The sequence below is a fragment of the Wenzhouxiangella sp. XN79A genome, from assembly GCF_012272825.1.
Classification (GTDB): domain Bacteria; phylum Pseudomonadota; class Gammaproteobacteria; order Xanthomonadales; family Wenzhouxiangellaceae.
In genome coordinates this window covers 11,601-35,676 of sequence record NZ_JAAWWS010000166.1, presented here as the reverse complement: position 1 = coordinate 35,676, position 24,076 = coordinate 11,601, and the positions used below count along the sequence as shown (strand labels likewise).

Below are 24,076 nucleotides of genomic sequence, written 5' to 3'. Positions count from 1 at the left end.
AGCGGGTGATCCGATTATGCAGAAAACGGCGCAGTGGACCGTACACCCGATACGAGCGTGCCGAACGATGAACCGAGTCTTCCCACGAATCCTGCCTGTCGGGATGGTCGTCCTGCTGTTCACGATGGCCCCGCACCTGGCTGCGGCCGACATCGATCGTTCTGCGCCGATTCCTCACAAGACGCCGTCCACCGAGATCGAGATGCGTGCGGCGCTCGAGAACCTGCACGCGCTCGATCTCCCCGAGCTCGACGGGCTGGACGGCCTCGAGGCACGGATCGACGCCAAGGCGCTGACCCGGAACGACCGCAGCCTCCTGTGCATCGGTGCGCTCTCGATTCCCTACGCCGCCGCGTTCGGCATCGGCCTGGTCCCGAACCCGCCGTGGGACTACCTGCTCGGACAGGTTCCGGCGTACGCGGCCAATCTCGGCCTGAAGTTCTGCCCGGCGGTGCTCGAAGCGCCGGCCGACATCGAAGTCTCGCCCAACGTCGATACCGCCGACGGCGTGGCCTGCGGCTACGACTTCAGTCAGCCGATCATCGCCGGCGGCCGCGAGGACTTCATGGGCGTGCCCTACAAGCCGCTCGGCAACTGGACCTTCACGCAGTCGGCCGACTCGCGCGGCTTCGGAACCCCCAGCGTGTTCCACTACAACACCGGGGTCGATGTGCGCATGTTCCTTCCCGGCGAAGCGCCGCCCGGCTACCTCGACGAGTTTCCTGCCGAGCAGTTCGTCGCCCGGATCACGCCGTCGGGCATCCTCGAGCCCGTGGTGGAGGTCGTCAATACGGTCGGCTGCGTGCTGGACGGCACGGTGCCGATCAGCAACGCCGGTCAACCCTGCCCGGTGGACATCGATCGGAAAGTGCAGCTGCCGGTCGGTCGCCACACCGTCACGTGGCGGGCGGAGACCTCGGTCGGCTTGCTCGACACGCTGCCGCCGATCTATTCCCCGGGCAATCCGCCCGGGTCGAAGAAGGCGGTGGCGAAGGAAATTCTGAAGAACCTCTACGAAGCGGTGCGCGACACGGTGACCGGCTCGTTCCTCGAGAGCTATCCGACCGGCGTGGTCACGATCGAACGGCAGACCGTCGACGTGCTCGACGAGGTGCCGCCGACGCTGGACTTCGTCGACCCGGCCCTGGCCACGTTCCGGATCGAGGCGCAGGAACCCGGCGGCCAGTCCACGCGCGGCCTGCGCGCCGTACTGCGCGACTCGATCGCGGCGACCGATGCCTGCAATCGCACGCCACAGGTCACTGTGCCGCTGGCCCCGTTCCTGCCGCTGGGCAGCCACCCGATCACCTGGACCGCGCGCGACGCCGGCCCGGCACCGGGCGGCGGCGTCAATTCGACGACGCTGGTGCAGACGATCGTCGTCGAAGACACCCGCCCGCCGCAGATCGCGCCGCCGCCGTCGATCGTCATCGAGAGCGACACCGCGCCGATCGTCGTCGACACCGGGTCGCCACAGGTCTTCGACGTGGTCGACCTCGAGCCGGTCATCGAGTACGACGGCCCGGCCGATTTCGCCTTCGGCCCGACGGTCGTCCGCTGGCGCGCCACCGACACCTCGGGCAACGTCTCGCCGTGGGTCGAGCAGACCATCAACGTCAAGCCGACCGGCAGCAACAACGCACCGGCGGCCGACGACGCGGTCGCCGCCGGTCCGTCGTTCGAGGAGATCACCGTGCCGCTGACGGCCACCGACGCCGACAACGACGAACTCTATTTCTACATCGACCGCCAGCCCGACGAGGGTTTCTTCGTCGCCCCGCTGCTGCCGACCTTCGTCGACGACTTGCGCGTCCAGGCCCAGTTCGACCCCGGCGCGATCTGCCAGGGCGGTGGCACGCTCCCGCCGCAGGACTACGTCTGGAGCCCCGAGTACGTGACGACCGACGACGACGGCGTGTCCTTCGTCATCGACCGGATCGTGCGCTGCGACTCGAACAGCAGCACCGGCATCTCGACCAACAACACGCGGATCGCCCGCTTCGGGCCGGACGGCGAACTGCTCGGCGAGTACGACCTGGGCAGCAGCGCGCAGGTCGATCGGCTATCCTTCCACCCCGGCGGCCTGCCGGGCTACCCGGATCCGTTCCTGTACTGGATCAGCGGTCAGACCGACCACCTGCAGGTGCTGAACCAGGACCTTTCGGGCAGCCGGGAAGTCGTGCGCCTCGACGGTGTGCCGTCCAGCATCCTGAGCAACCCGGTGGATGCGGTGATCGACGCGCAGGGCATTCTGTACGTGGCCAGCACGCGCAAGCTGCTCGCCTTCGACTTTCTCGAGCGCGAGGGCAGCAACGAGGCGGTGTTCTTCGACCGCATCGATGAAGTCGTCGGTGCAAGCTCCAGCGACATCGGCCAGGCCTGGGACATCGATGCCGACTCGGCCGGCAACGTCTACGTCGTCGACTGGAGCGACAGCAAGATCCACAAGTACAGCGCCTCGGCGGTCGACCGCGGCGTCTCGCCACCGCAGTTCACGTCCGGGGCGCTGGTCGGCTGGCTCGGCCGCTGCGACAGCGACCTCGCCCCGGGCAGCGCGGCGGTCTGCGACGTGGCCCGCAAGCGCAGCCTCGGCTATTCCTGCACCAACGACGTCTGCGGCCGCATCCAGGACGCCGGGGAAGACCCGTCCCAGTTCGATCGTCCCCAGGGCTTCGCGATCGATCCGAACGACATCCTGTACGTGGCCGATCGCGGCAACAACCGCATCCAGCGCTTCACGCCGGAAGGCTTCTTCGCCGGCCAGGCGAGGTCGGACTGCGAATCGGTCAACTGCTTCATCATCGGCCAGTTCGGCGTCGCGGACTCGGTGACCGTGAATTCCACCAGCTTCTACGTGCTCGACCCGGACACCGACATCCTGCACATCTTCGCCGCCGATCCGGTGACCATGACCGGGCCGGACACGGGCTTCGTGACCTACCGATCGAACAACAACTTCATCGGCCCGGACACCTTCGACTGGTTCGCCTCCGACGGCCTGCGCATCGGCGGCGAACTGGTTCGCAGCAACATCGCCACGGCCACCGTCGACGTCAACCAGAACCAGCGCGTGCCCTTCGCCACCCAGGGCATCACCGCCCAGGTCACGGAAGACCAGGCCACCGGCATCCTCCTCGACGGCAGCGACCCGGACATCGGCGACACCTATCCCTGGGAGCCGCTGCAGAGCCTGTCCGCCGTGCTGATCACGCCGCCGGCCCGCGGCCAGGTCACGATCAACGGTTTGACCGCGACCTACGTTCCGAACGACGATTACAACGGCCCCGATGCCTTCGAGTTCGCCGTCACCGACGGCCAGGCGATCTCCGCGCCGGAAACGGTGACGCTCGAGGTGCTGCCGGTCAACGATCCGCCGGAGCTGACGCCGTCCAGCGATCCCGCCGACCTCGTGGCCGGCATCGGCTACCCGTGGGAACTCAACGTCGGCGTGTTCGATCCCGATCCCGGCGACGCCCACAGCATGTTGGTCGCCTGGGGCGACGGCACCGCCGAGCCGGAAGGCGAAATCCTGGACGACGGCACGATCACCGGACCGCTGCTGGACTTCAACGCCGGCGGCGAAGGGCTGGTCCACGCGCGTCACGTCTACGGCACCGCCGGCCACCGCTCGGTCCAGACCTGCGTGACCGACAGCGCCCCGGCCCAGACCTGCACCACGTTCCAGATCGACGTCGTTCCGATGACCGACCTGGCGGTGTTCGAGCGCGACGTGCCGCGCGCGATCCCGGTCGGCCAGCCGATCAGCTACCCGATCGGGCTGTCGAACTTCCAGGGGGAAGGCGGCGCCGGCATTCCGGCCACCGGCGTCACGCTCGAAGTCGAGCTCGACCCGCGCCTGACCGTGCTGGGCATCAGCGGTGCCAGCTGCGTGGAGGACGGCACCACGCGCGTCTGCGCCGTTCCGGACCTGCTGCCGATTCCGCGCGGAGACAGTCAGGGTACGCCGCCGATCGATCGCCAGGTCACGATCAACGCGATCGCGGATGCCGGCCTGCCGCTCGGTACGCGCTTGTCGTCCCGGGCGCGCGTGTTTGCCGACCCGATCAACCGCAACGCGAACGTGTCGGCCACCCTCGAACGCATCCTGGTCGCGTCCGGCGACATCACCGTCGATCCGCTTCAGGCCGATTCGAACGACGCCCAGGGCGGCGACGGCTTCTGCGAGGACGAAGAAGGCCGCTGCACGCTGCGCGCTGCGATCGAGGAGGCCAACGGGCTCGGTGGGTCACGGACCATTGCCGTGCCGGACGGCCTGTTCCGGCTCGAACTCGGCGCCGTTCCGGTCACCGGCGACATCACGCTGATCGGTGTGGGCGTCGGCCTCAGCGAGATCGTGGCCGAAGGCCCGCAGCGGCTGTTCGAGGTCGCACCGGGCGGACGGCTGACCCTTCTCGGCCTGACCCTGTCCGGCGATGAGTACGTCGGAGGCGTCGCCGGCCTGGTCCGCAACGACGGCGATCTCGTGATCGAGGACACGCTGCTGCAGAACGGCGACGCGACGAACGGTGGCGCGATCTACAGCACGGGGACCTTGACCGTTCGGCGAAGCACCTTCACCGACAACGTCGCCAGCGTGGGCGGCGCCAGCGGTGGAGCGATCGCCAACTTCGGCCCGGCGGTGATCGAAAACAGCCTGTTCCTGGCCAACGAAGCGAGCAGCGGTGGCGCGATCACGAGCAGCCCGAGTGCAGGAGCCACGCTGTCGCTGCTGCACGTCACGATGACCGGCAACCGGGCGCGCTCCATCGGCGCGGCGCTCTTCGACGAGTTCTCCGGTCAGCCCATGGCGACGCTCGAGAACACGATCCTGTCAGGAAACACGGCGGTGAATCCCGGCGGTGGCGGCTGCCTGAATCAGCTGATCTCCGCTGGAGGCAACCTGATCAACGACGACCTCGAGGGTTGTCCGTTCACGCCCGCCGCCGGCGACCTGGTCGACGTCGATCCGCGCCTGGAGCCGGCGGTCGTGCTCGACAACGGCCGCATCGTGCTGGAGCCGCGCGCCGACAGCCCGGCGGTCGATGTGCTGGCCGGTCCGTGCATCGCCACGGACCTTCGCAACCTCGAGCGGCCCCAGGGCGGCGCGGCGTGCGACATCGGCGCCTTCGAGCGCGGTATCGCCTCCGATGTCGCGATCTCGCCGGGATTGATCGACTTCGGCCCGGTCGCGCCCGGCCAGGTCAGCGATCCGCAGTTGCTGACGATCTCCAGCACCGGCAACCTGCCGCTGAACGTGCTGTCGATCGAGCAGCCCGATGCACCGTTCATGGTCACAGGCGGCAACTGCCCGCTGCCGCCCTTCGCGCTGGAACCCGGGGACGCTTGCAGCGTCGGCTTGCGTTTCGTGCCGGTCGATCCGGCGCCGGAGGTCGGCGAGCTCGGGGTCGCCGCCCAGCTCGAGACCACCCTGGGTGCCATCGAGCTCTGGGGCAACGTCACCCGGCCGGTGGCCGACTTCGCCCCCGCCGCGATCGACTTCGGCGAGCTGCCGATCGGCCAGCCGCCGGCCGACCGGATCGTCACGCTCGGCAACAGCGGCGACTTCGAGCTGCAGGTCGATGCGCTGACGATCACCGGACCGGCAGCCGCCGACTTCGAACTCGTCGCCGGCCAGGACGGCTGCAGCGGCAGCGCCGTCGAGCCGGGCAACGCCTGCGGGTTCACGGTCCGCTTCTCGCCGACCGGTCCGGGCGTCCGCCGCGCCGAACTGCGGCTGGACAGCAACGAGCCCGAGGGTCCGCGCTTCATCGAGCTGCGCGGCACGCGCGACGTGCTGTTCTTCAGCGGGTTCGAGTGAGCGGTGGTTCGGGACCCGCGAGAGGGCGGGCGCGCCGGCGCGTCGGGACCCGGTCGAACGCACGAGGCGATCGAGGCTCGAGATGCGACGATGCCGACCGGACTTGTGTTCCTTCCGCGTCAGTCGCAGCGAAGCTGGAACACGAGGTCGACGTTCGCTCCGCCGCCTTCGGCGAACAGCGCACCCGAACCGCTGGCGCCCGTGGCGCTCTTCTCGAAGGTCTCGAGGTTCGGGGTGCTGAAATTCGACGCTCCGTCCGTGTAGTCGACGATCAGCTTGTCGCCGCGCTGCATGCCGGACAGCCGCATGCCGTTGCTTTCTTCGGACCGGAAGCGGAACCGGTCGGTCGGATGATCGATGCAGCGGGCCTCGAGGCGAAACGGCACGCCGTCCAGCGTGCCGCTGACGGTCCCGGAGCCGTCCTCCGCCGACGATGCGGCTTCGGCCGCCTCCCGTTCACCGCAGCCGGCGAGCAGCAGGCCGGCGCAAACCAGGGCAAGGAATTTCCGCACGGGGTTCTCCTGTAGCAGGGACGTCTACAGACATGATAGCGGCATCGCTTCGCCGATCGAGGAATCCCAACCCGTGGCTTCCGAGGCCGATGATGCGGCCTCGACCGGAACGCGACCGATGGTGGTTGGTCCTGCCAGGCCCGCGGCCTGTACTCGACGCTCGAAACTGCCGAGCGAGTGATCGTTCCGACCCGAAATCATCCTGTCGATGCCTCGTTCCTTCGTCATCGCGCGCTTCGGTGCGTCCGGAAACGCCCCGCTCCGGCCGAGGTGGGTCCTGCGCTGTCTCCTGGCCCTGGCGACGTTGCCGCTTTCCGCGGCCTCCGCCGACGAGATCGAACGCGCCGAAGCCTTGCTGACCGGATCGCCTGCCGCCGCGGTCGAGCGGGCAGCCGCCGTCGAGCCGGGCGATGCCGCCGAGGCGATCCGGCGCGCCATCGTGCTGGCCCGAGGGCGTTTGATGCTCGGCGCTTCGCGGCAGGCCGAGCAGGCCCTCGACGAAGCCCGGGAACGGCTCGATGAGGTCGACGATGCCTTGCGTTCGCGCTGGTATCGGACGCGGGCCACGGTGGCCTTCTCGCTCGGCGAACAGGAGCGATCGCTGGCGGCCAGCCGCCGGGCGCTGGGTCTCCTCGATGCCGCTGTCCCGGCCACCGAGCGCGCCGAAGCGCTGGCCGTCGCCGTGCAGGTGGCGCTCGGCGCGCGGATCTATTCCGATGCGCTCTCCTTCGCTTCCGATCTTCAGCAACTTATCTCGGAGCGGGATGTCGAGGCCACGGCCCGCTACGACGCCGAGATGATGCTGGCCGTGCTGCACCGCGAATTCGGCGATACGGAACGTGCCTCGTCCACCTACCGACGGGCGGCGCGGACCGCCGTCGAGATCGGTGATCCGATGGCGGAAGCCGACGCGCGCTTCGCCCGCGTCCAGGTCCTGATGAACGCCGAGCGGCTCGACGGCCTGTCCGATGACCTCGACGACCTCGAGAATCGCTATCGCGACGCCGGCGATGACTTCGGGCTGGCGATGGTCGTGCTCGAGCAGGCACGACTCGCGCTGCAGCAGGGTCGGTTTCCGGCCGCGCTCGCGGATGGACACGTGGCGCGGACGCTGCTCGAGCGTCTTTCCGTGCCCACGCTGGCGCAGCGTGCCTATCACTTCGAAGCCGAGGCCCTGCTGCTGATGCTGCCGCTGTGGCGCCAGCGGCGCTACGGAAGCGAATTGTCGCGGCTGGCGCTCAGCGATTCGCTGACGCGCCTGCCGAACAGACGGGCCTTCTTCCAGCGGGCCGAAGGTGCGATCCGTGAGGCGGGCAGGAACGGCATCCCCGTGTCCCTGCTGATGATCGACCTCGACCACTTCAAGCGCGTGAACGATCGCTACGGGCACCACGTCGGCGATCGCGCACTGGAAGAATTTTCCGATTGCCTGCGGAACAACGCCCGGGCTGGCGACCTGCCCGCACGCTTCGGCGGCGAGGAGTTTGCCGTGTTGCTGCCGAGCACCGATCTCGAAGGCGCGCGACGCGTGGCCGAGCGGCTTCTCGAGGCGCTCCACCGGCAGCCGCTTCGCGTCGGCTCGGACAGAGTCGAACTGCGCGCGAGCATCGGCGTGGCCGAACTCGGACCCGGCGAGGCGCTCGACACGCTGATCAAGCGCGCCGATCGAGCGCTCTACCGGGCCAAGTCGGACGGCCGTGACCGCGTGGCCTGGGCCGCCGCCGACGCGTGACACGCCGAATCGTCCCGGCGATCAGTGCAGCTTCAATCTCGGCTTCGTGCGCCGGCCGATGATGTCCGAAATCCACAGCACCAGGGTCCGGAACGAACCGTGCAGCGCGCGCTGGTGCGAGCGGTACAGCATGCGATAGCTGAAGCGCGCGGCCCAGCCCTCGAAGTTCACGTTGCCCATCAGCGCGCCCATCAGGGTGCCGACGGCGGTGTCGTCCAGCGACACCAGCGAGCCCCGGTCCTTGTAGACGTAGTGCTCGAGCTCGCGGTCGGCGAGGAAGCGCGGGATCTGCGCGGCGAGGAACTTCGACTGCTGATCGGCGGCCTGGGCGCGCGGCGGCACGAAGCCCGAGCCCGCGTCGTCCAGCGGGCAGGCGGCGCAGTCGCCCAGCGCGAAGATCCGCTCGTCGGTGGTGGTCTGCAGCGTGCGCTTGACCTGCACCTGGTTTCGGCGATTGACCTCGATCCCCTCGATCTCGGACAGGAAGGCCTGGCCGCGGATCCCGGCCGCCCACACGGAGAAGCATGCCGGGATGAACTCGTCGCTCGCGGTGTAGACGCCCTCGGCGGTGACCTTCGACACGGCCTCGCCGGTCCGGACATCGATGCCGCGAGCCACCAGCTCGCGCTCGGTGCTTGCGGCCAGCTCCTCCGGCAGGCCGGGCAGCAGCCGCGGTACGCGCTCGATCAGCGTCATCCGTGTGTCTTCGACCGTATCGATACCGACCGCACCGTACTCGTTGAGCTCGTGGCGCATCTTGTCGAGCTCGGCGGCCAGTTCGACCCCCGTCGCGCCGCCGCCGACGATGGCGACGTCGAGATCACCCGGCTCGGGCGTCACCCCGGACTGCCCGGCGCGCAGGTAGGCCTCGAGCAGGCTGCGGCGGAACCGTTCGGCCTCGGGCGCGGAGTCCAGCCGGTAGCAGTGCTCGGCCACCCCGGGAACGCCGAAATCGTCGCTGATCCCGCCGACCGCCAGCACCAGCACGTCGTAGGCCAGTTCGCGGGTCGGGACGGTGTTGCCGTCGCCGTTGCCGTCCAGCGGTTCCAGCACGATCCGACGCCGCGCCGTGTCCAGCCCCTGCATCCGGCCCCAGACGAACCGGAAATGATGCCGCCGGGCATGTGCCAGGTAGTTGCATTCGTCTTCGTGAATATCCAGCGTGCCGGCCGCGATCTCGTGCAGCAGCGGCTTCCAGACGTGGGTCAGCGTGCCGTCGACCAGCGTCACCGCCACGTCGGCGTCGCGGCGATAGCGCCTGCCCAGGCGGGTGGCGAGTTTCAGCCCGCCGGAGCCGCCGCCGACGATGACGATCTTCGTTGCGGCGTCGCTTTTCATTCGTGGCTCTCCCGACAAAGCAGCTGCGAAGCGCGCAGCCTATCGGTATATGGTGCCAGAGCCTTGCGAACGGAGCCTCGTTCCGGAGGAATCGCAGGCGGCCGGCCTGAGCCCCGTGAAGTGCGATTCGCCGGACCCGCGGCATTCCTTCTCGCGATTCCGGCCTGGCTGGAGAACGTCGATGATCCCTCGTGCTGCGCTGATCGTACTGATCCTCCTGCCCCATCTCGCTCACGCCCGGGTCGATGAAGAAGGTCGAACGCAGGACGCGGCCAACAAGCAGATCGCACTGAACTTCTACCGGGACCTGGGGGGGTACGGTACGTCGTCCATGACATCGGCGATCGCAAGGGCGGGGTCGAGCCGGCGATCGAGCAGAAGCACATTGCCGACCGCTTCTGGGACAACGGCACGATGGCGTTCGAGCCGGAGACGTGGATCGGCCGAGTGCTGTTCGGCGCGACGGCCATTCCCATCGTCAACGTCTTCCGCATCGAAAACGGGAAGATCGTCGAACTCTGGAACCACTGCCACGATATCGACACGCCGATGACCCGCATGTACATCGCGATCGGGCTGGCCATCGGCCTGCTGATCGCCATGGTGCCCACGGTATCGCGTTCCGTCTCCGGCGCAGGCCGAGGGCGCTTCGAGCGGCCTGAACGAACGGGCGTGCGCGCCGGTCGCTCGACCGGTTCGCGAGCAAACCCGGTTCTCGGTCACCGGGTCGGTGTAGGATGCGCCGCTGGACTGTCCCGCCGTATTCGGCCGGCTTGCAATGAATCTCTCCGGCCTGATCCTTCCGAACATCGACATTCCGACCCTGGCGGTGGCGCGGGCGATCATCCAGTTGACCCTGGCCGGCCTGATCCTCTGGACCGGCAGCCGGCAGGTGCGGCTGGCCGGCGCGCGCTGGTGGGCGGCCGGCCTGGCCGTACACGGCCTGGCACTGCTGGTGTTCACCTACCGCTACCTGCCGCTGGAATCGGTCACCGTCGTGATCAACCACCTTGGCTTCGGACTGAGCTCGGCGTTCATCCTGATCGGTTTCTGGCGCTTCGCAGGCCGACCGGTCCGGCACGGCCTGGTGGCGCTGATCGTCGGCGTTTCGATGGCCAGCCTGCTGCTCTGGGAATGGTGGATGCCCAATGCGCGCTTCCGGATCCTGACCACGGCCAGCGGGCAGGTCGTCTACCTGCTGGCGCTGCAGGCCCTGCTCACGGCCGCCCCGCGGCGCGAGATGGCGGGCATCTACCGCGCGCTGCGCTGGATCACGATCGCCTATGCCGTTTTGATGGTCTGGGCCTACGGCAGTGTCGGCGGGGTGCTGCCGACCACCGCCCGGGTGCCGGCCGGCTATCACGGCATCCTGTTCAGCGTCGGTTCGATGCTGTTCATGCTGTCGCTGGCCGTCGGCTTCGTCGCCCTGCAGTACGCCGAGATCACCTCGCGTCACGCCGAGCAGGCGCGTCGCGACTGGCTGACCGGCCTGTTGAACCGGCGCGGGCTGCGCGAAGCGCTGGCCGAGCGGGCGGCCGACCCGGCGGCGGCATCCTGCCGGGCGCTGCTGGTCATCGACGCCGATGAGTTCAAGGCCGTCAACGACCGCTATGGCCATGCCATCGGCGATCGACTGCTTGCCACGCTGAGCGAGGGCCTGATGCACAACGCCGAGCCCGCCGACCTGGTGGCCCGCATGGGCGGCGAGGAATTCCTGTTCCTGCGGCCGGATGCCGGGCTCGCCGAGGCCGAGCGGCTGGCCGAACAGCTCCGCACCGAGCTGGCGCGGCAGTCGCTGGACGGCCCGGACGGCCCGATCCAGGTCACCGTCAGCATCGGCCTGGCCTTGACTCCGGCCGACGAGCCGTTCGATGCCGCGCTGCAGCGCGCCGACCAGGCCCTGTACCGCGCCAAGCAGGCCGGTCGCAACCGGGTGGTCGTCAACGGCAATGCCGGATTCGCGCCGGCCCGGACGCCGGTGACCTGAGGCCGGGTCGAGCGGCGCGGTGCCGGGCGCCGCCGGACAGGTCGGGACGCTTGACCCGATGCCCGGGCGCGGGCTCGAAATCGGGCTCAGGGGGCGGCCGGCCCGGGCTCGAGCGACACGGCAACCCGCAAGCCGTTTTCCGGGTTGCGCTCGATCGGGCTGGGCCGGATCCGGGCCGCCGAGCGCAGGTCCCGGTCGGAGCTGTTCCACGATCCGCCACGCAGCGGCGAGCGGCCGCAGTCGCCGGCTTCCCAGGCGCTGCCGTCGTCGGGCGCGCCCTGGTAGTCGCTGTTCCAGCAGTCGCGGACCGGTTCGAGCAGGTTGCCGTGCATGTCGTACAGGCCGAACGCGTTCGGCGCGAAGCTGGCGACCGGCAGGACCGCCCCGCGGTAGTCGCCGCGCGGGCAGTCGCCCGACGTCAGCCGGGCGTCGAAGTTGGCCTGGTCGGAGGTGATGCATTCGCCGGTGGCATAGCGCGTGGTGGTGCCGGCGCGGGCGGCGTATTCCCATTCGGCTTCGGTCGGCAGTCGATAGTCGAAGCCGGTCCGGTCGCGCAGCCAGCGGAAGTAGAACAGGGCATCGGTCATGCCGACGTGCGTGACGGGCAGCCGGCGCAGGTCGCCCTGTTCCGGAATCGGCAGGCTCGGGCAGACGCCGTCGTTGACGCAGGCCAGCCACTCGCCGTGGGTGACTTCGGTGCGCGAAAGCGCGAAGCGCGCCACGTCGACCTCGCGTTGCGGGCCCTCGGTGGGCGAGCGCATGCGCTCGTCGGGCGGACTGCCCATGACGAAGCGACCGGCCGGAATCGCGACCATGTCCGGGCAGGTCGAGCAATCACGGAAGCTGCCGCCGTCCGGCACCGGCCAGCGGCGCAGTTCACGCAGGGCCTCGAGCGCAGCGCCCAGGCTTGCGCGGGTCTGTCCGGGCATCGGGCCGGGAAAGCCGACCATGGCCGCCCGGGTGGCCGGGTCGAGTTCCCCGGTTTCGGCCACGCGCCGTCCGAGACGGTTCAGCTCCTGCTGCAGCGCACGCACCAGGTCGGCACGCTGCTCGGCGGCGCCCAGCGAGACCATTCGTTCACGCGCGGCGTCGACGTTGCGTCCTTCGGGGTAGCGCTCGAGGTAATCGGTCACGGCAGCGACGGTGCCGGTCTCACGGGCGGCCGTCCAGGCCGCATCATCGCGCTCATCGAGCGCGGTCTGCAGCTGGTCGACCAGCCACGGCCGGAGCTCCTGCAGGCCGGCGTACTGCGGCAGCGCGCGATCCAGCGCGGCCCGGGTCGCGGCATCGAAGCGGCCCGATTCCGGAACCGGGTGGCCCAGCCGTCCCAGCAGCTGCTGCGCGGTGCGGACCTGTGCGGCCGGCATCGGTTCGCCGCCGCCAGGGCCGGCCGACGCGCTGGCCGGGCCCGGTGCGTCGTCGCGCAGCAACCAGTAGCCGCCGGCCAGCACGACCATGCCGAGTGCGCTGACTACGCCGAACACGGTGACGAGAGCCGGCGCGCGAATGCCCGCGGCGATCGACCGGGCCGGTGAAGCGGCCCCGGCGGTCGCCGCGGCAGCGGGCTCGTCGTTCGGCGCGTCTGCGTTTCGAGGGGGAGCCTGGATGCGCTGCAGCGCCGCCTCGATCAATCGGTCGACGTCGTGCGCGCCCCAGCCCGTGGGCTGCGCGCGTCGAATCAGGTCCTCGCGTTCGCTGGTCGAGAGCTGGCCGCCGCGGGCCTGGATCCGGGCCTGGATGCCGAGCACGATCCGCCGCTTCGCGGCCAGTTCGGGCCGCTCGGCGGCAAGCCGTTCGGCCACGGACTCGAGCTCGGCGCGGCGTTCGACCTCCGCGCCCACTTCCGGCGGAAGCCGCGTCAGTGCATCATCGGGTACGCGGCCTTCGCGCTGCAGCCAATCGGCGACGTAGTATTCGAGTGGAGTCATCGGCGCCTGCCCCTACAGTGCCCTCAATGGTACCGCGTACGTCGTGATGCGGCACCCATGAAAATGTTCGCGTTGTGATCCAGCACGCATGGGAACGCTCGATGCGGGCCGGATGGATCCCGATCGCGCCGGGCCCGACGGTCGCAGCCAGGCCTTTCGTATACTCGACCCCTGGCAGGCAGGGGATCCGGTCTTCATGCGAACTTCTTTCACGGTCGTCGTTCTTTCGCTCGCGCTTGCCGGCTGCGCCGTGCCGCCGGATCCCCGCCTGCAAGCTCACCCGGGCCAGCGCTACTGGGATGCGATCGATGCCTCGAACTTCGGCGACCAGGTGCCCGAAGCCGAGTCCCGCTTGATGGAACTGTACTCCGGCGAGCTCGACGCCGAGCGCTGCCGGCGCCATCGCGGCGCGCTCGAGCACGCCATCGAGCGGGTCGGCATCGACCTCGTCGACCTGACCACCGCGATCGAATGCGCCACGCTGATCGACGACCCGGACTGGGCCGCGCGGCGCCGGGCCCAGCTCGACGCGCTGGTCGAGTACGCGTGGCGCGACCAGCGTGGACGATGGGTCTGGCACCCGGTCCCGGTGCTGCACGCCGGCGACGTCGCCGTGCTGGCTCGCCAGCGCGGGCTGGAGATCCGCTGGTTGCGCTACCGGGTGCCCGAGAACGGCGCCGGCCTGCTGCTCGAAGCGGCCCTGGCCGATACCGGGGGACGGACCGCGCTGTACTACTTCGATCAGCTCGATGCGCTGGCCCGCGTCCACGCCGACGATCCGGCCGTCGCCTATCCACTGGGCCGGATGACGCTGGCCCGCTCCCGGCTCGAAGCCGACGCCCTGTCCGGCGATGCGCTGGCGATGACCGGCTACCTGTACATGGACATCGAATCCGGCGAAACCTCGCCGGCCGCTGCCCGTCGCGCGCTGGAGCTGGCGCTGGACGCCGGGGTGATCGGTGCGGCGGTGTCGCTGGCCGAGTTGTGCCTGGGCTTCAGCGACGCCGAGTGTCCGCCCGGTCGGTTGGATGAGCTGGTCGCGGTTCTGGAGGATGCCCGGCTGGCCGAGGGTTGGCTGCTGGCCGCTGCGCTGCAGGTGATCGAAGCCGGACTCGACGCCGACGCACCCGGCGTGGTCGAGCTGATCGATCGGGCCGCTTCGGCGGTCGGTCCCGGCTGGGCGAACTACCGCGTCGGTGAACTGGTCGAGATCCACGCGCGCGCCCTGACCGACACGGTGGCCATGCTGCCGCTCGGCGACACCACGCTGCCTGCCGCGGCGCGCCCGCTGATGCAGCGGGCGGCCGGCCACGACCGGCCCGAGGCGCTGCTCCGGCTGTGGGCGGCGTTGCCCGAGCAGCGACGCGGCGGCGACGACGCCGAGGGGGCCGAGTGGATTCGCCGGGCCGCCGAACAGGGTCATCCGCACGCGCTGCTGATCCGGGCCCTGCAACTGGGCCCGGACACGTCCCGGGCCCGGACCCTGCTGCGCGCTTCGGCCGACAAGGGCTTTCCGGCCGCGCAGTTCGCTGCCGGCTTCGCCGGCCGGGTGAAGGCGTCGACGGCCGAACAGCGCAATCAGGCGCGCGCCGAGCTGCGCCGGGCCGCGATGGGAGGGCATGCCGCGGCCGCCCGGCTGCTGGCCCATGACGCGCTGGAGACCGACGATGATCCCGAAGCGGCCAGGATGTGGCTGGCCAGCGGTTGGATGGTGGGCGACCCCGAGTCGGCCGCGCGGCTGGTCGCCCTGTTCACGGCGTATCCGGACATCGATCCGGCGGCCGACGCGCTCGCCGTCGAGATCGCCGCGCTGCTCGGCCAGCTGGGCGACCGCGACCTGGCCCTGCTGCCGATCGACGTGCTCACCGACGTCCCGCCCTACAACCGCGATCGGTCGGCCAGCACGCGCCTGCTCAAGAACATGAGCGAGGCCGGGATCGGCATCGCCAGCCACGAACTCGGCCGCCGCAGCCGCTTCGGCATCGTCATGCCGCAGAGCGCATCGGCGGCCGCCGGCTGGTTCGAACGGGCGATCGAGCAGGGCGACGTCGAGGCCTGGTCGGCCTATGCCGGGCTGCGCCTGTTCGATCTCGGCGAAACCGAGGCCGGACTGCGCCTGCTCGAACAGGGGGTCGAGGCCGGCGACCCCGACTCGTTCAACGACCTGGCCTGGGTGCTCTGCACCGGCGAGGGCGGGGTGACGCGCGACGCCGCACGCGGCCTCGAGGTGATCGCCGAACTGCTGGCGCGGGTCGAGCACCCGCACCCGTTCAATCTCGGAACCCGGGCGGCCTGCCTGGCCGCAGCGGGCCGCTTCGACGAGGCCGAACCGCTGCAGCGGCTGGCCGTCAAGCGAGCCCGGCAGGAGATTCCGTGGCAGGAGGACACGATCGCGCGAATGGCCGACCGGATCGAACGCTACGCGCGCGGCGAGCCCTACATCGCCGAGTGACCAGGGAGCGGCAGGCCGGTGGTTTTCGCACGGGTCCGGCTCACCGCCGGACAGGTTCACCGTCATGACCAACGACTGCGACGGTGCCGAGCTGATCGGCGGCGCATTCTGCGGCATCGACCTTCGCTTCCAACCGCAGGCCCCGGGGCTGCGCCATGCCCGGCTGGTGCTGGATTCCGACGCCCCCGCCGGCCCGGCCGAGGTGCGCTTGCGCGGCAGCAGCGACCTGGTCTTCGCCGGCGGCTTCGAAGGTCGCTGATCGCCCGCGGCGGGGACCGTCGCGCAGACGCTGCGGCCGATCGGCCGGGCGCGGCCGGGCGGGTGTCGGGTCTGGATACCGCAGGATCATGTGCTGGACCCCCGCTGGCCGTGGTCGATGCGAGAACCTATACTGCGGGCCAGTCCGTCGGATTCTTCACCGGAGCGCACCATGCCCGTTCGTCCCGTCGTTCTCGTTATCAGCGTGCTGGTCCTGACCGTCGGGGCGATCGGCGGGTCCGGCCCGGTGCGGGCCGACGAATCGGCCTCGGATGCGGTCGTGGAGATCGACGGCCTGGCCTGGACCACGGCGACCCGCGGCGGGAACCTCAAGTGGCCCGACGCGGTGGCCTATTGCGAGACCCTCGAACTGGCCGGCCACAGCGACTGGCGGCTGCCGACCCTCGATGAGCTCCGGACCCTGCACGACGCCGAGGCGGACGAAGGCATCCGCAGCCCGTTCGTCATCGGCGACTGCTGCCTGTGGAGCGGCGAGTCACTGGTCGATCGTCCGGCCGAAGACGGCAGCGGGATCGCCGGCGAGCCGGGCATGTATCACTGGGGCTTCATGTTCGACGGTGGCTTTCCGTACTACGCCGTGCACATCTTCGAAGACGGCCGCGCGCTGTGCGTGCGCGAGGCCACGAGCGCGCCGGGCTGAACCGGCCGTCTACCAGTACCCGATCATGCGGCCGCAGGCGATCACGCCCGTCCAGAGCAGCAGCGACACCGCCCCGAACACGGCCAGCACGCGGCGGTCGGCCGAGACCAGCGGCTGGCCCTGCGCGGCGCGGCGCCAGGCGGTCAACCGCTGGATGACCGCGACGTTGATCAGCCCGGCCACGATGAGCGGGAACTTGAGGTAGAAGAACGGATTGCCGTGGTACTCGCTGGCGTTGAAGGTCACCATCATCAGGCCGCTGAGCGCGGCCAGCAGAAAGCCGGCCGCCGCCACCGGCACGCAGGGACGAATCAGTTGCGTCGCCGGAATCGATGACCACGACCCGATCAGGCGCAGGTCCAGCAGCAATACGGCGCCGAACAGGCTGGCGATGCCCAGGATGTGGCCGAGGTTGAGCAGGCCGTAGGTCCAGATGCCCAGGCCGCGCAGGAATCCGGCCAGGGCCGAGCCTTCCAGCCACGAGAGGAATTCGAGCACGCTGCGGGCCGGTCGAGGCCGAGGTTATTCGGGCGGGTAGACGTCGAAGGTCTGGTCGCCCCAGATCACCCGCCGCACCTTGGCTTCGAAAACCGCCGGATCGGCATTGCGTTCGCCGAACACCGTCACTTCGGCACCGACCGGGATCACGTCCTCGCGCAGGCCGGAGCGATGGGTGCGCGGCCCGGGCGCCAGGGTCACGTCCCACACGTTACCGTCGGCATCTTCGATCTGCATCGTGCCGTGGGCCCCGGCCAGCCGGACCTCGGTCACCACCGTGCCGGTGACCTCGACATCGCCGGCGCTGTTGCCGGACCAGCCGTGATGTGCAGACCCCGGCGAGGCGAGGGTGGCCAGGACCAGGGCCAGCAGAACAGCGGGAATCGAGAGTTTCATGGGCGCACCAGTAGATGTCGGGACGGAACGCCGATCGTAGCAAGAAATCCCGTCAGCGGTCCCTGTCGGTCGATTCGCGCAGCCCCCGGGCCGCGAAGGCCTGCAACGAACGCCGGCCCGGTTGCTGTTCGATCATCCCGGGTCTCCGCGCCTGCTTGTCCGGCGTGCGCGTGCATCTCTCGTTCAAGCCGGCTGCCGTGAGATCGGATCGAGGAATGCGGGTACACTGCGCCCGATGAAGGCCGCTCGCTCATCGTTTCCGGTCCCGCTCTGGTCTGCGCTGGTGCCGGTCGGTTCGCTTGCTGTCGCGTTGTTTCTGGCGGTTCTGCTGCACGGCCCGCTTCCTGGCCTGCTCGTTCCGGTTGCGGTCGTGCTGCTGGTGTGGACTGTCCTGGCCGCCGTGCATCAGGCAGAGACGATCGCGCACCGGCTGGGCGATCCGTACGGCGCGATCCTGCTTGCGTTTGCCGTGACCATCATCGAAGTCGCACTGATCGTATCGGTGCTGCTCAAGGCGCCGCCAGGCACCAGTGAAATTGCCCGCGACACGGTCTTCGCGGCCATCATGATCGCGCTCAACGGCATCGTCGGGCTGTGCCTCCTGGTCGGTGGGCTGCGCTTCCGCGAACAGGAATTCGTTGCCCGGGGTGCGGTCGGTTCGCTGGCCGTTCTGGCCACGGTCGCCGTTCTCGCCCTGGTTCTGCCCAACTACACCGTGGCCGTTCCGGGGCCGGTCTATGCCACGCCGCAGTTGCTGTTCGTGGCCATCGTTTCCTTCGCGCTGTACCTGGTGTTCCTGTTCGTGCAGATGGTCAGGCATCGCGGCGACTTCAGCGAGCCCCGACTCGAGGAGGCCGGGGACGCCCGTCCCGGACGATCGGCGCTGGTCGCCGCGCTGGTCCTGCTTCCGATTGCACTGCTGGCCGTGGTGGTCCTGGCCGAGTCCCTGGCGCCGACCATCGAACACGGGGTCGCCAGCGCGGGCCTGCCGGCCGCCCTCGTCGGGGTGGTGATCGCAATGACGGTCCTGCTGCCCGAGGGCCTTTCGGCGGTGCGCGCTGCTGGCGCAAACCGTCTCCAGACCAGCCTCAATCTGGCGCTCGGCTCGGCCCTGGCCAGCATCTGTCTGACGATCCCCGCGGTCGCCCTGTTGTCGATCGCACTGGACCAGCCACTGACGCTCGGGCTGGAAGCCGAGCATATCGTGCTGCTGCTGCTGTCGCTGTTCGTGGCAACGCTTTCGCTGGCGATGGGCCGCACCACCATCCTGCAGGGTGCACTGCACCTGGTCGTTTTCGGCGCGTTCCTGACGATTGCCGCGATGCCCTGAACCTTCGGGCAGCCCCCCGGTGAGCAGCGAGGGGGTCTCGGGCTCTCCGAACGCACGCCGCCGGCGACCTGCCCGTTCGTACGGGGTCGCATACGTGCGGAGCGGCGGCGAGGGTCCCTCGCCGTCGCACCCGCGCCTCGGCCCGATCTGCCGCCTCGTCGACCGAACGGCGCCCCGCGCGGTCATCTCGAGCGTTCTTTCGCGGGCAGGGCGGCCGGGTGCGCGACGTCTTGTGTCGTCCAGCGCACAGACCCGGCCAGCCGCTGCGCGGATCATGCGATGAGCCGGAGACGGCAAGCCGTTCTGGATCAACGTCAGCCTGACGCTGCCCGGGTTCATCCCCGGCGTCATCCACGCGGTCCATGTCATCGCTACACGATGAGGCGGACGATCTGCGGCTCCGCCGACCGGACACCGCGCCACGCCGTCTGTCGCTCGCTCGGTGTGCGCATCTGCGACACTGTAATGAAGAGCCCCGGCGCGCTTGTCCGCACGTCACCGCCGGTGCGCGGAAGCGGCAAGCAGGCAACGAGCCGATGGGCCCGGGACGACCGGCCCTTCGTCTTGCCGCCGCAGAGCCTCGGACATCGAGCCGGACCGATCAATCCGCCTTATCACTGCAGACGATCATTCAAGGCCCATGAAATTTTCGTTCCAGAACATGTTCTTCGCTCTTGCCACCGTGTTCGCGATCTTCGCGGTGCTGGTGCTGGCAAAAACCATCCTGATCCCGATCGCGATGGCCCTGCTGATCTCGTTCATCCTGTTGCCGGTCAACAGGAAGCTGGAATCCTGGGGCATGAACACCCGGCTTGCGGCATTTCTCTCGCTGCTGGGGCTTGTTGTCCTCGTGCTCTCGGCAATCGCGCTGTTCTCGGCGCAGATCATTCAATCGGCCACGAGCCTGTCGAGCTTCGGCGACAAGCTGACCGGCGTGTTCACCGATGCCATCATCCTGCTCAACCAGCACGTCAGTTTCGTCGATGACATCAGCCGGGACACGCTGCTTGCGCAGTTCCAGGAATGGCTCCAGGGTTCGGCCGGTGCGTTGGTCACGAACACCTTCAGCAACACCGCGGCATTCTTCGGCGGCCTGGTGACCACCGTCATCTTCGTGTTCCTGTTCCTCATCTACCGGGTCGGACTGATCCGGGCATTGATGAGCTTCGCTGCAGAAGAAAACCGAAGCAATGTGCTGCGCATGCTCCAGAACGTTCAGCAGGTCGGCCAGAAGTATCTTTTCGGCATCACGATGCTCATTCTGATCCTCGGCATTCTCAACAGCGTCGGCCTGTGGATCATCGGCATCGAAAATCCGTTCTTCTTCGGGTTTCTGGCCGCGTCCCTGTCGATCATTCCGTTCGTGGGCACGCTGCTGGGGGCGACCATCGTCGTCGTGTACGCCTTCATGACGCATGATTCGCTGTTCGTGCTGCTGGCCGTGATCGGCCTGTTCTGGGCGGTCCAGACCCTGGAAGGCAATTTCCTGAATCCCAGGATCGTCGGCAGCAGCGTGAACGTCAATGCGCTTGCCGCGATCCTGAGCCTGATCATCGGTGCTTCGGTCTGGGGCATCGCAGGTATGATCCTGTTCCTGCCCTTCGCGGCCATGCTGAAAGTGGTCTGCAACGAATTCGAACAGCTCAGACCATTGGGGATGCTGATCAGCAGCGATATCTCGGAGACGCAGAAGGGAACCAGCGGCCGCACCGGCCGATGGCTCCGGAAACTCAAGGGGCTGGTAGCGCGCCGGTAGGCGGGCCGTGCAAGGCCGCTGTTGATCACGGCCGCGAGGGCGCGGGAGCCGGTCCGTCCGGTTTCAACCGGCCCGTTCTGTCTGGATCCGGGAGCCCGAATCGCCGATGACCCTGACCACCACCCACCTGGACGAACTGAAGCAGGCCCGGTTGCTGCTCGAGGACCCGAGCATCACCGCCCGGCTGACCGACGCGCTGGCCTCGCCGATCGAGTCCGGCATGAAGTACCTGCCGGCCGGGGCGCGCGACCAGATCGTGTCGATTTCCGATGCCGCGCTGCGGGCCGCGCTGCGGGTGGCGCTGTCCACCCTGGCCGCCAAGCCGGCACCGCCGTCGAACCGGCTGCACAAGGCCGGCGGTGCGCTCTCCGGCGCGCTCGGCGGCGCCTTCGGGCTGCCGGCGCTGGCCGTCGAGCTGCCGATTTCCACCTCGATCATGCTGCGCTCGATCGCCGACGTGGCGCGCAGCCAGGGCGAGGACCTGGCTCGGCCGGAGTCGCAGCTGGCCTGCATGGAAGTGTTCGCGCTCGGCGGCCGCACCGAGTCCGACAACGCCGCGGAGTCGGGCTACTTCGCCGTCCGCGCGGCCCTGGCCAAGGCGGTGTCCGACGCCGTGCGCTACGCGGCCACGGCCGGCACCGTCAACCAGGCCGCGCCGGCGTTGGTCCGCCTGATCGCCCGGATCGCCACCCGGTTCAGCATCCCGGTCACCCAGAAGGCCGCCGCCCAGGCCCTGCCGGCGGTCGGTGCGGCCGGCGGCGCGATCATCAACGTGCTGTTCCTCGACCATTTCCAGGACATGGCGCACGGCCATTTCGTCGTTCGCCGGCTCGAACGGATCTACGGCCCGTCGGTCGTGCAGGAGGCCTACCGGGCCATCGACGAGCACCCGACGCCCTGAACGAGGCACGAAGTCCGGTCGAGTGAGTATGCTTGTCCGCCCGGCCTCGAACCCTGGACCCCGCCATGCCCACCATCCCGTCGTCCCCGACCCTCGGCACCCCGTTTTCCGACACCGCCACCCGCGTCATGCTGTGCGGCGGCGGCGAGCTCGGCAAGGAAGTCGTCATCGAACTGAAGCGGTTGGGCTGCGAAGTCATCGTGCTCGACCGCTACGAGCACGCGCCGGCCATGCAGGTGGCCGACCGCAGCCACGTGATCTCGATGCTCGACGGCGAGGCCCTGAAGGCCATCGCGCGGAACGAGAACCCCGCCTTGATCGTGCCGGAAATCGAAGCGATCGCCACCGACGCGCTGGTCGAGCTCGAAGCCGAAGGCTTCAAGGTCGTGCCGACCGCGCGCGCCGCGCAGCTGACCATGAATCGTGAAGGCATCCGCCGGCTGGCCGCCGAAGAGCTGGGCCTGCCGACCTCGGACTATCGCTTTGCCGACGAGTGGGAGGCCTTCGTGGCCGCCGCGCGCGAGATCGGCTTCCCGTGCATCGTCAAGCCGATCATGAGCTCGTCGGGCAAGGGCCAGTCGCTGGTCCGCGACGAGGCCGGGCTGGAACGGGCCTGGAGCTACGCCCAGGAGGGTGGCCGGGCCGGCAAGGGCCGGGTCATCGTCGAATCGCTGGTGGACTTCGACTACGAGATCACGCTGCTGACCGTACGCCACGCCGGCGGCACCTCGTTCTGCGCACCGGTCGGCCACCGCCAGGAAGACGGCGACTATCGCGAATCGTGGCAGCCGCAGCCGATGAGCGATGCCGCACTGGCGAAATCCCGTGAGATCGCCCTGACGATCACCGGGGCGCTGGGTGGGCGCGGCCTGTTCGGCGTCGAGCTGTTCGTCAAGGGCGATGAGGTCTGGTTCAGTGAAGTCTCGCCGCGCCCGCACGACACCGGCATGGTCACCCTGATCTCGCAGCCGCTGTCGCAGTTCGCGCTGCACGCCCGTGCGCTGCTCGGCCTGCCGATCGGCACGACCGGCGCGGACATCGCCTTCCACGGCCCGTCGGCCTCGTGCGCGCTGCTGGTCGAGGGCGAATCCAGCCGGGTCCGGTTCGGCAACCTCGCCGAAGCCCTGGCCGAACCGCAGACCGACCTGAAACTGTTCGGCAAGCCCGAAGTCAGGGGCCAGCGCCGCATGGGCGTGGCGCTGGCGCGCGGCGAGACGGTCGAAGAGGCAGTGGAGCGGGCCAGGCAAGTGGCGAATTCGGTTCGAGTGGTCGTGTAGACCGTCCCGGGCAGGGCGCCGACGGGGTCGTGCGTGGACGTTCCATCCACAGCAATGAACAGGCAGTGATCCTGGCGTGACGTCCCTTCGTGATCCCCGGGCGCCGCTTTCCCATCCCTCGTCCTCCCCGGGCGCCGTTTTTTTCCCGTCCTCCCGGCGCGCCGCTTTTCCATTCCTCGTCAGTTCGGGGCGCCGCTTTTCTATTTCTCGTCCTCCCCGCGCGCCGCTTTTTTATTTTCTCGTCATCCCGGGGCGGCGATTTTGGCTTCCTCGTCAGTTCGGCGCGCCGCTTTTTTATTTCTCGTCCTCCCGGCGCGCCGCTTTTTTATTTCTCGTCCTCCCGGGGCGCCGAAGGCGAACCCGGGATCTCCCTGGGCTGGCGCCAGGGTTCCGACGGGCAATCGCGTCACGAGATTCCGGGTTCCGGCTCCGCCGGCCCCGGAATGACGAGGTTGAGACAACTCGCGCCCCGGTTCCGACGGGCAATCGCGTCACGAGGTCCCGGGTTCCGGCTCCGCCGGCCCCGGGACGACGAGCTGTCGGTGGGCGGCGCCTGTCTATCCCTCGTCCTCCCGGGGCGGCGCTTTTGGCTTGCTCGTCAGTTCGGCGCGCCGCTTTTTTATTTCTCGTCCTCCCCGCGCGCCGCTTTTTTATTTCTCGTCATCCCGGGGCGGCGATTTTGGCTTCCTCGTCAGTTCGGCGCGCCGCTTTTTTATTTCTCGTCCTCCCCGGGCGCCGCTTTTTTATTTCTCGTCATCCCGGGGCGCCGAAGGCGAACCCGGGATCTCCCTGGGCTGGCGCCAGGGTTCCGACGGGCAATCGCGTCGCGAGGTCCCGGGTTCCGGCTCCGCCGGCCCCGGGTGGGCGGCGCCTGTCCATCCCTCGTCCTCCCGGGGCGGCGCTTTTCGGTGGGCGGCGCCTGTCCATCCCTCGTCCTCCCGGGGCGGCGCTTTTGGCTTCCTGGTGGGCGGCGCCTGTCCATCCCTCGTCCTCCCGGGGCGGCGCTTTTGGCTTCCTCGTCAGTTCGGCGCGCCGCTTTTTTATTTCTCGTCATCCCGGGGCGCCGAAGGCGAACCCGGGATCTCCCTGGGCTGGCGCCAGGGTTCCGACGGGCAATCGCGTCACGAGATTCCGGGCTCCGGCTCCGCCGGCCCCGGAATGACGAGGTTGAGACAACTCGCGCCCCGGTTCCGACGGGCAATCGCGTCACGAGGTCCCGGGTTCCGGCTCCG

The 24,076-nt window shown here is 69.2% G+C and carries 15 protein-coding genes; 10 read left to right on the top strand and 5 right to left on the bottom strand.

Annotated features, from left to right (window positions below; translation table 11 throughout):
* Positions 1-67: 67 nt before the first annotated feature.
* On the top strand, positions 68-5,818 hold the full coding sequence (locus HFP89_RS14295) for a choice-of-anchor D domain-containing protein (RefSeq protein WP_168718353.1): 5,751 nt from the start codon (positions 68-70) through the stop codon (positions 5,816-5,818).
* A gap of 119 nt (positions 5,819-5,937) precedes the next feature.
* Here the strand turns inward: HFP89_RS14295 and HFP89_RS14290 are convergent, their stop codons facing one another.
* Positions 5,938-6,330, bottom strand: a complete 393-nt coding sequence (locus HFP89_RS14290; protein ID WP_168718352.1) for a hypothetical protein — start codon at positions 6,328-6,330, stop codon at positions 5,938-5,940.
* Between the two features lie 208 nt (positions 6,331-6,538).
* On the opposite strand from HFP89_RS14290, the gene HFP89_RS14285 reads away from it, so the two are divergent.
* Complete coding sequence (locus HFP89_RS14285; protein ID WP_168718351.1) at positions 6,539-8,062, top strand: GGDEF domain-containing protein; 1,524 nt, start codon at positions 6,539-6,541, stop codon at positions 8,060-8,062.
* Positions 8,063-8,083: 21 nt separating this feature from the next.
* Here the strand turns inward: HFP89_RS14285 and HFP89_RS14280 are convergent, their stop codons facing one another.
* The gene (locus HFP89_RS14280; protein ID WP_168718350.1) at positions 8,084-9,400 is read right to left on the bottom strand and encodes an NAD(P)/FAD-dependent oxidoreductase; all 1,317 of its coding nucleotides are present in this window, start codon (positions 9,398-9,400) and stop codon (positions 8,084-8,086) included.
* A 778-nt stretch (positions 9,401-10,178) separates the two neighbouring features.
* Between HFP89_RS14280 and HFP89_RS14275 the strand changes: the two genes are divergently transcribed.
* Positions 10,179-11,387 carry a GGDEF domain-containing protein gene (locus HFP89_RS14275; protein WP_168718349.1) on the top strand — a complete coding sequence of 403 codons (1,209 nt, stop codon included), beginning with the start codon at positions 10,179-10,181 and terminating at the stop codon, positions 11,385-11,387.
* Positions 11,388-11,473: 86 nt separating this feature from the next.
* Here HFP89_RS14275 and HFP89_RS14270 read toward each other — a convergent pair whose 3' ends face one another.
* Positions 11,474-13,315, bottom strand: coding sequence for a formylglycine-generating enzyme family protein (locus HFP89_RS14270; protein WP_168718348.1), 1,842 nt, complete (start codon positions 13,313-13,315; stop codon positions 11,474-11,476).
* A 196-nt stretch (positions 13,316-13,511) separates the two neighbouring features.
* On the opposite strand from HFP89_RS14270, the gene HFP89_RS14265 reads away from it, so the two are divergent.
* From HFP89_RS14265 to HFP89_RS14255, 3 genes are all read left to right on the top strand, one after another.
* The gene (locus tag HFP89_RS14265) at positions 13,512-15,767 is read left to right on the top strand and encodes a hypothetical protein (RefSeq protein WP_168718347.1); all 2,256 of its coding nucleotides are present in this window, start codon (positions 13,512-13,514) and stop codon (positions 15,765-15,767) included.
* 64 nt (positions 15,768-15,831) lie between these two features.
* Positions 15,832-16,026 carry a hypothetical protein gene (locus tag HFP89_RS14260; protein WP_168718346.1) on the top strand — a complete coding sequence of 65 codons (195 nt, stop codon included), beginning with the start codon at positions 15,832-15,834 and terminating at the stop codon, positions 16,024-16,026.
* Positions 16,027-16,197: 171 nt separating this feature from the next.
* Positions 16,198-16,686, top strand: a complete 489-nt coding sequence (locus HFP89_RS14255) for a DUF1566 domain-containing protein (protein ID WP_168718345.1) — start codon at positions 16,198-16,200, stop codon at positions 16,684-16,686.
* Between the two features lie 9 nt (positions 16,687-16,695).
* Here HFP89_RS14255 and HFP89_RS14250 read toward each other — a convergent pair whose 3' ends face one another.
* Together HFP89_RS14250 and HFP89_RS14245 are read right to left on the bottom strand one after the other, a co-directional pair.
* On the bottom strand, positions 16,696-17,184 hold the full coding sequence (locus tag HFP89_RS14250; protein ID WP_168718344.1) for a DUF6644 family protein: 489 nt from the start codon (positions 17,182-17,184) through the stop codon (positions 16,696-16,698).
* 24 nt (positions 17,185-17,208) lie between these two features.
* Entirely contained in the window at positions 17,209-17,580 is a 372-nt protein-coding gene (locus HFP89_RS14245; RefSeq protein WP_168718343.1) for a hypothetical protein, read from the bottom strand.
* Between the two features lie 235 nt (positions 17,581-17,815).
* On the opposite strand from HFP89_RS14245, the gene HFP89_RS14240 reads away from it, so the two are divergent.
* The 4 genes from HFP89_RS14240 (at position 17,816) to purT (ending at position 22,844) form a co-directional block, all read left to right on the top strand.
* Positions 17,816-18,910: an ionic transporter y4hA gene (locus tag HFP89_RS14240; protein ID WP_168718342.1), complete on the top strand. Its 1,095-nt coding sequence runs from the start codon at positions 17,816-17,818 to the stop codon at positions 18,908-18,910.
* A gap of 640 nt (positions 18,911-19,550) precedes the next feature.
* Positions 19,551-20,666, top strand: coding sequence for an AI-2E family transporter (locus tag HFP89_RS14230; RefSeq protein WP_168718341.1), 1,116 nt, complete (start codon positions 19,551-19,553; stop codon positions 20,664-20,666).
* Positions 20,667-20,772: 106 nt separating this feature from the next.
* On the top strand, positions 20,773-21,567 hold the full coding sequence (locus HFP89_RS14225) for an EcsC family protein (protein ID WP_168718340.1): 795 nt from the start codon (positions 20,773-20,775) through the stop codon (positions 21,565-21,567).
* 65 nt (positions 21,568-21,632) lie between these two features.
* Positions 21,633-22,844, top strand: coding sequence for a formate-dependent phosphoribosylglycinamide formyltransferase (purT, locus tag HFP89_RS14220; protein ID WP_168718339.1), 1,212 nt, complete (start codon positions 21,633-21,635; stop codon positions 22,842-22,844).
* Positions 22,845-24,076: the final 1,232 nt, after the last annotated feature.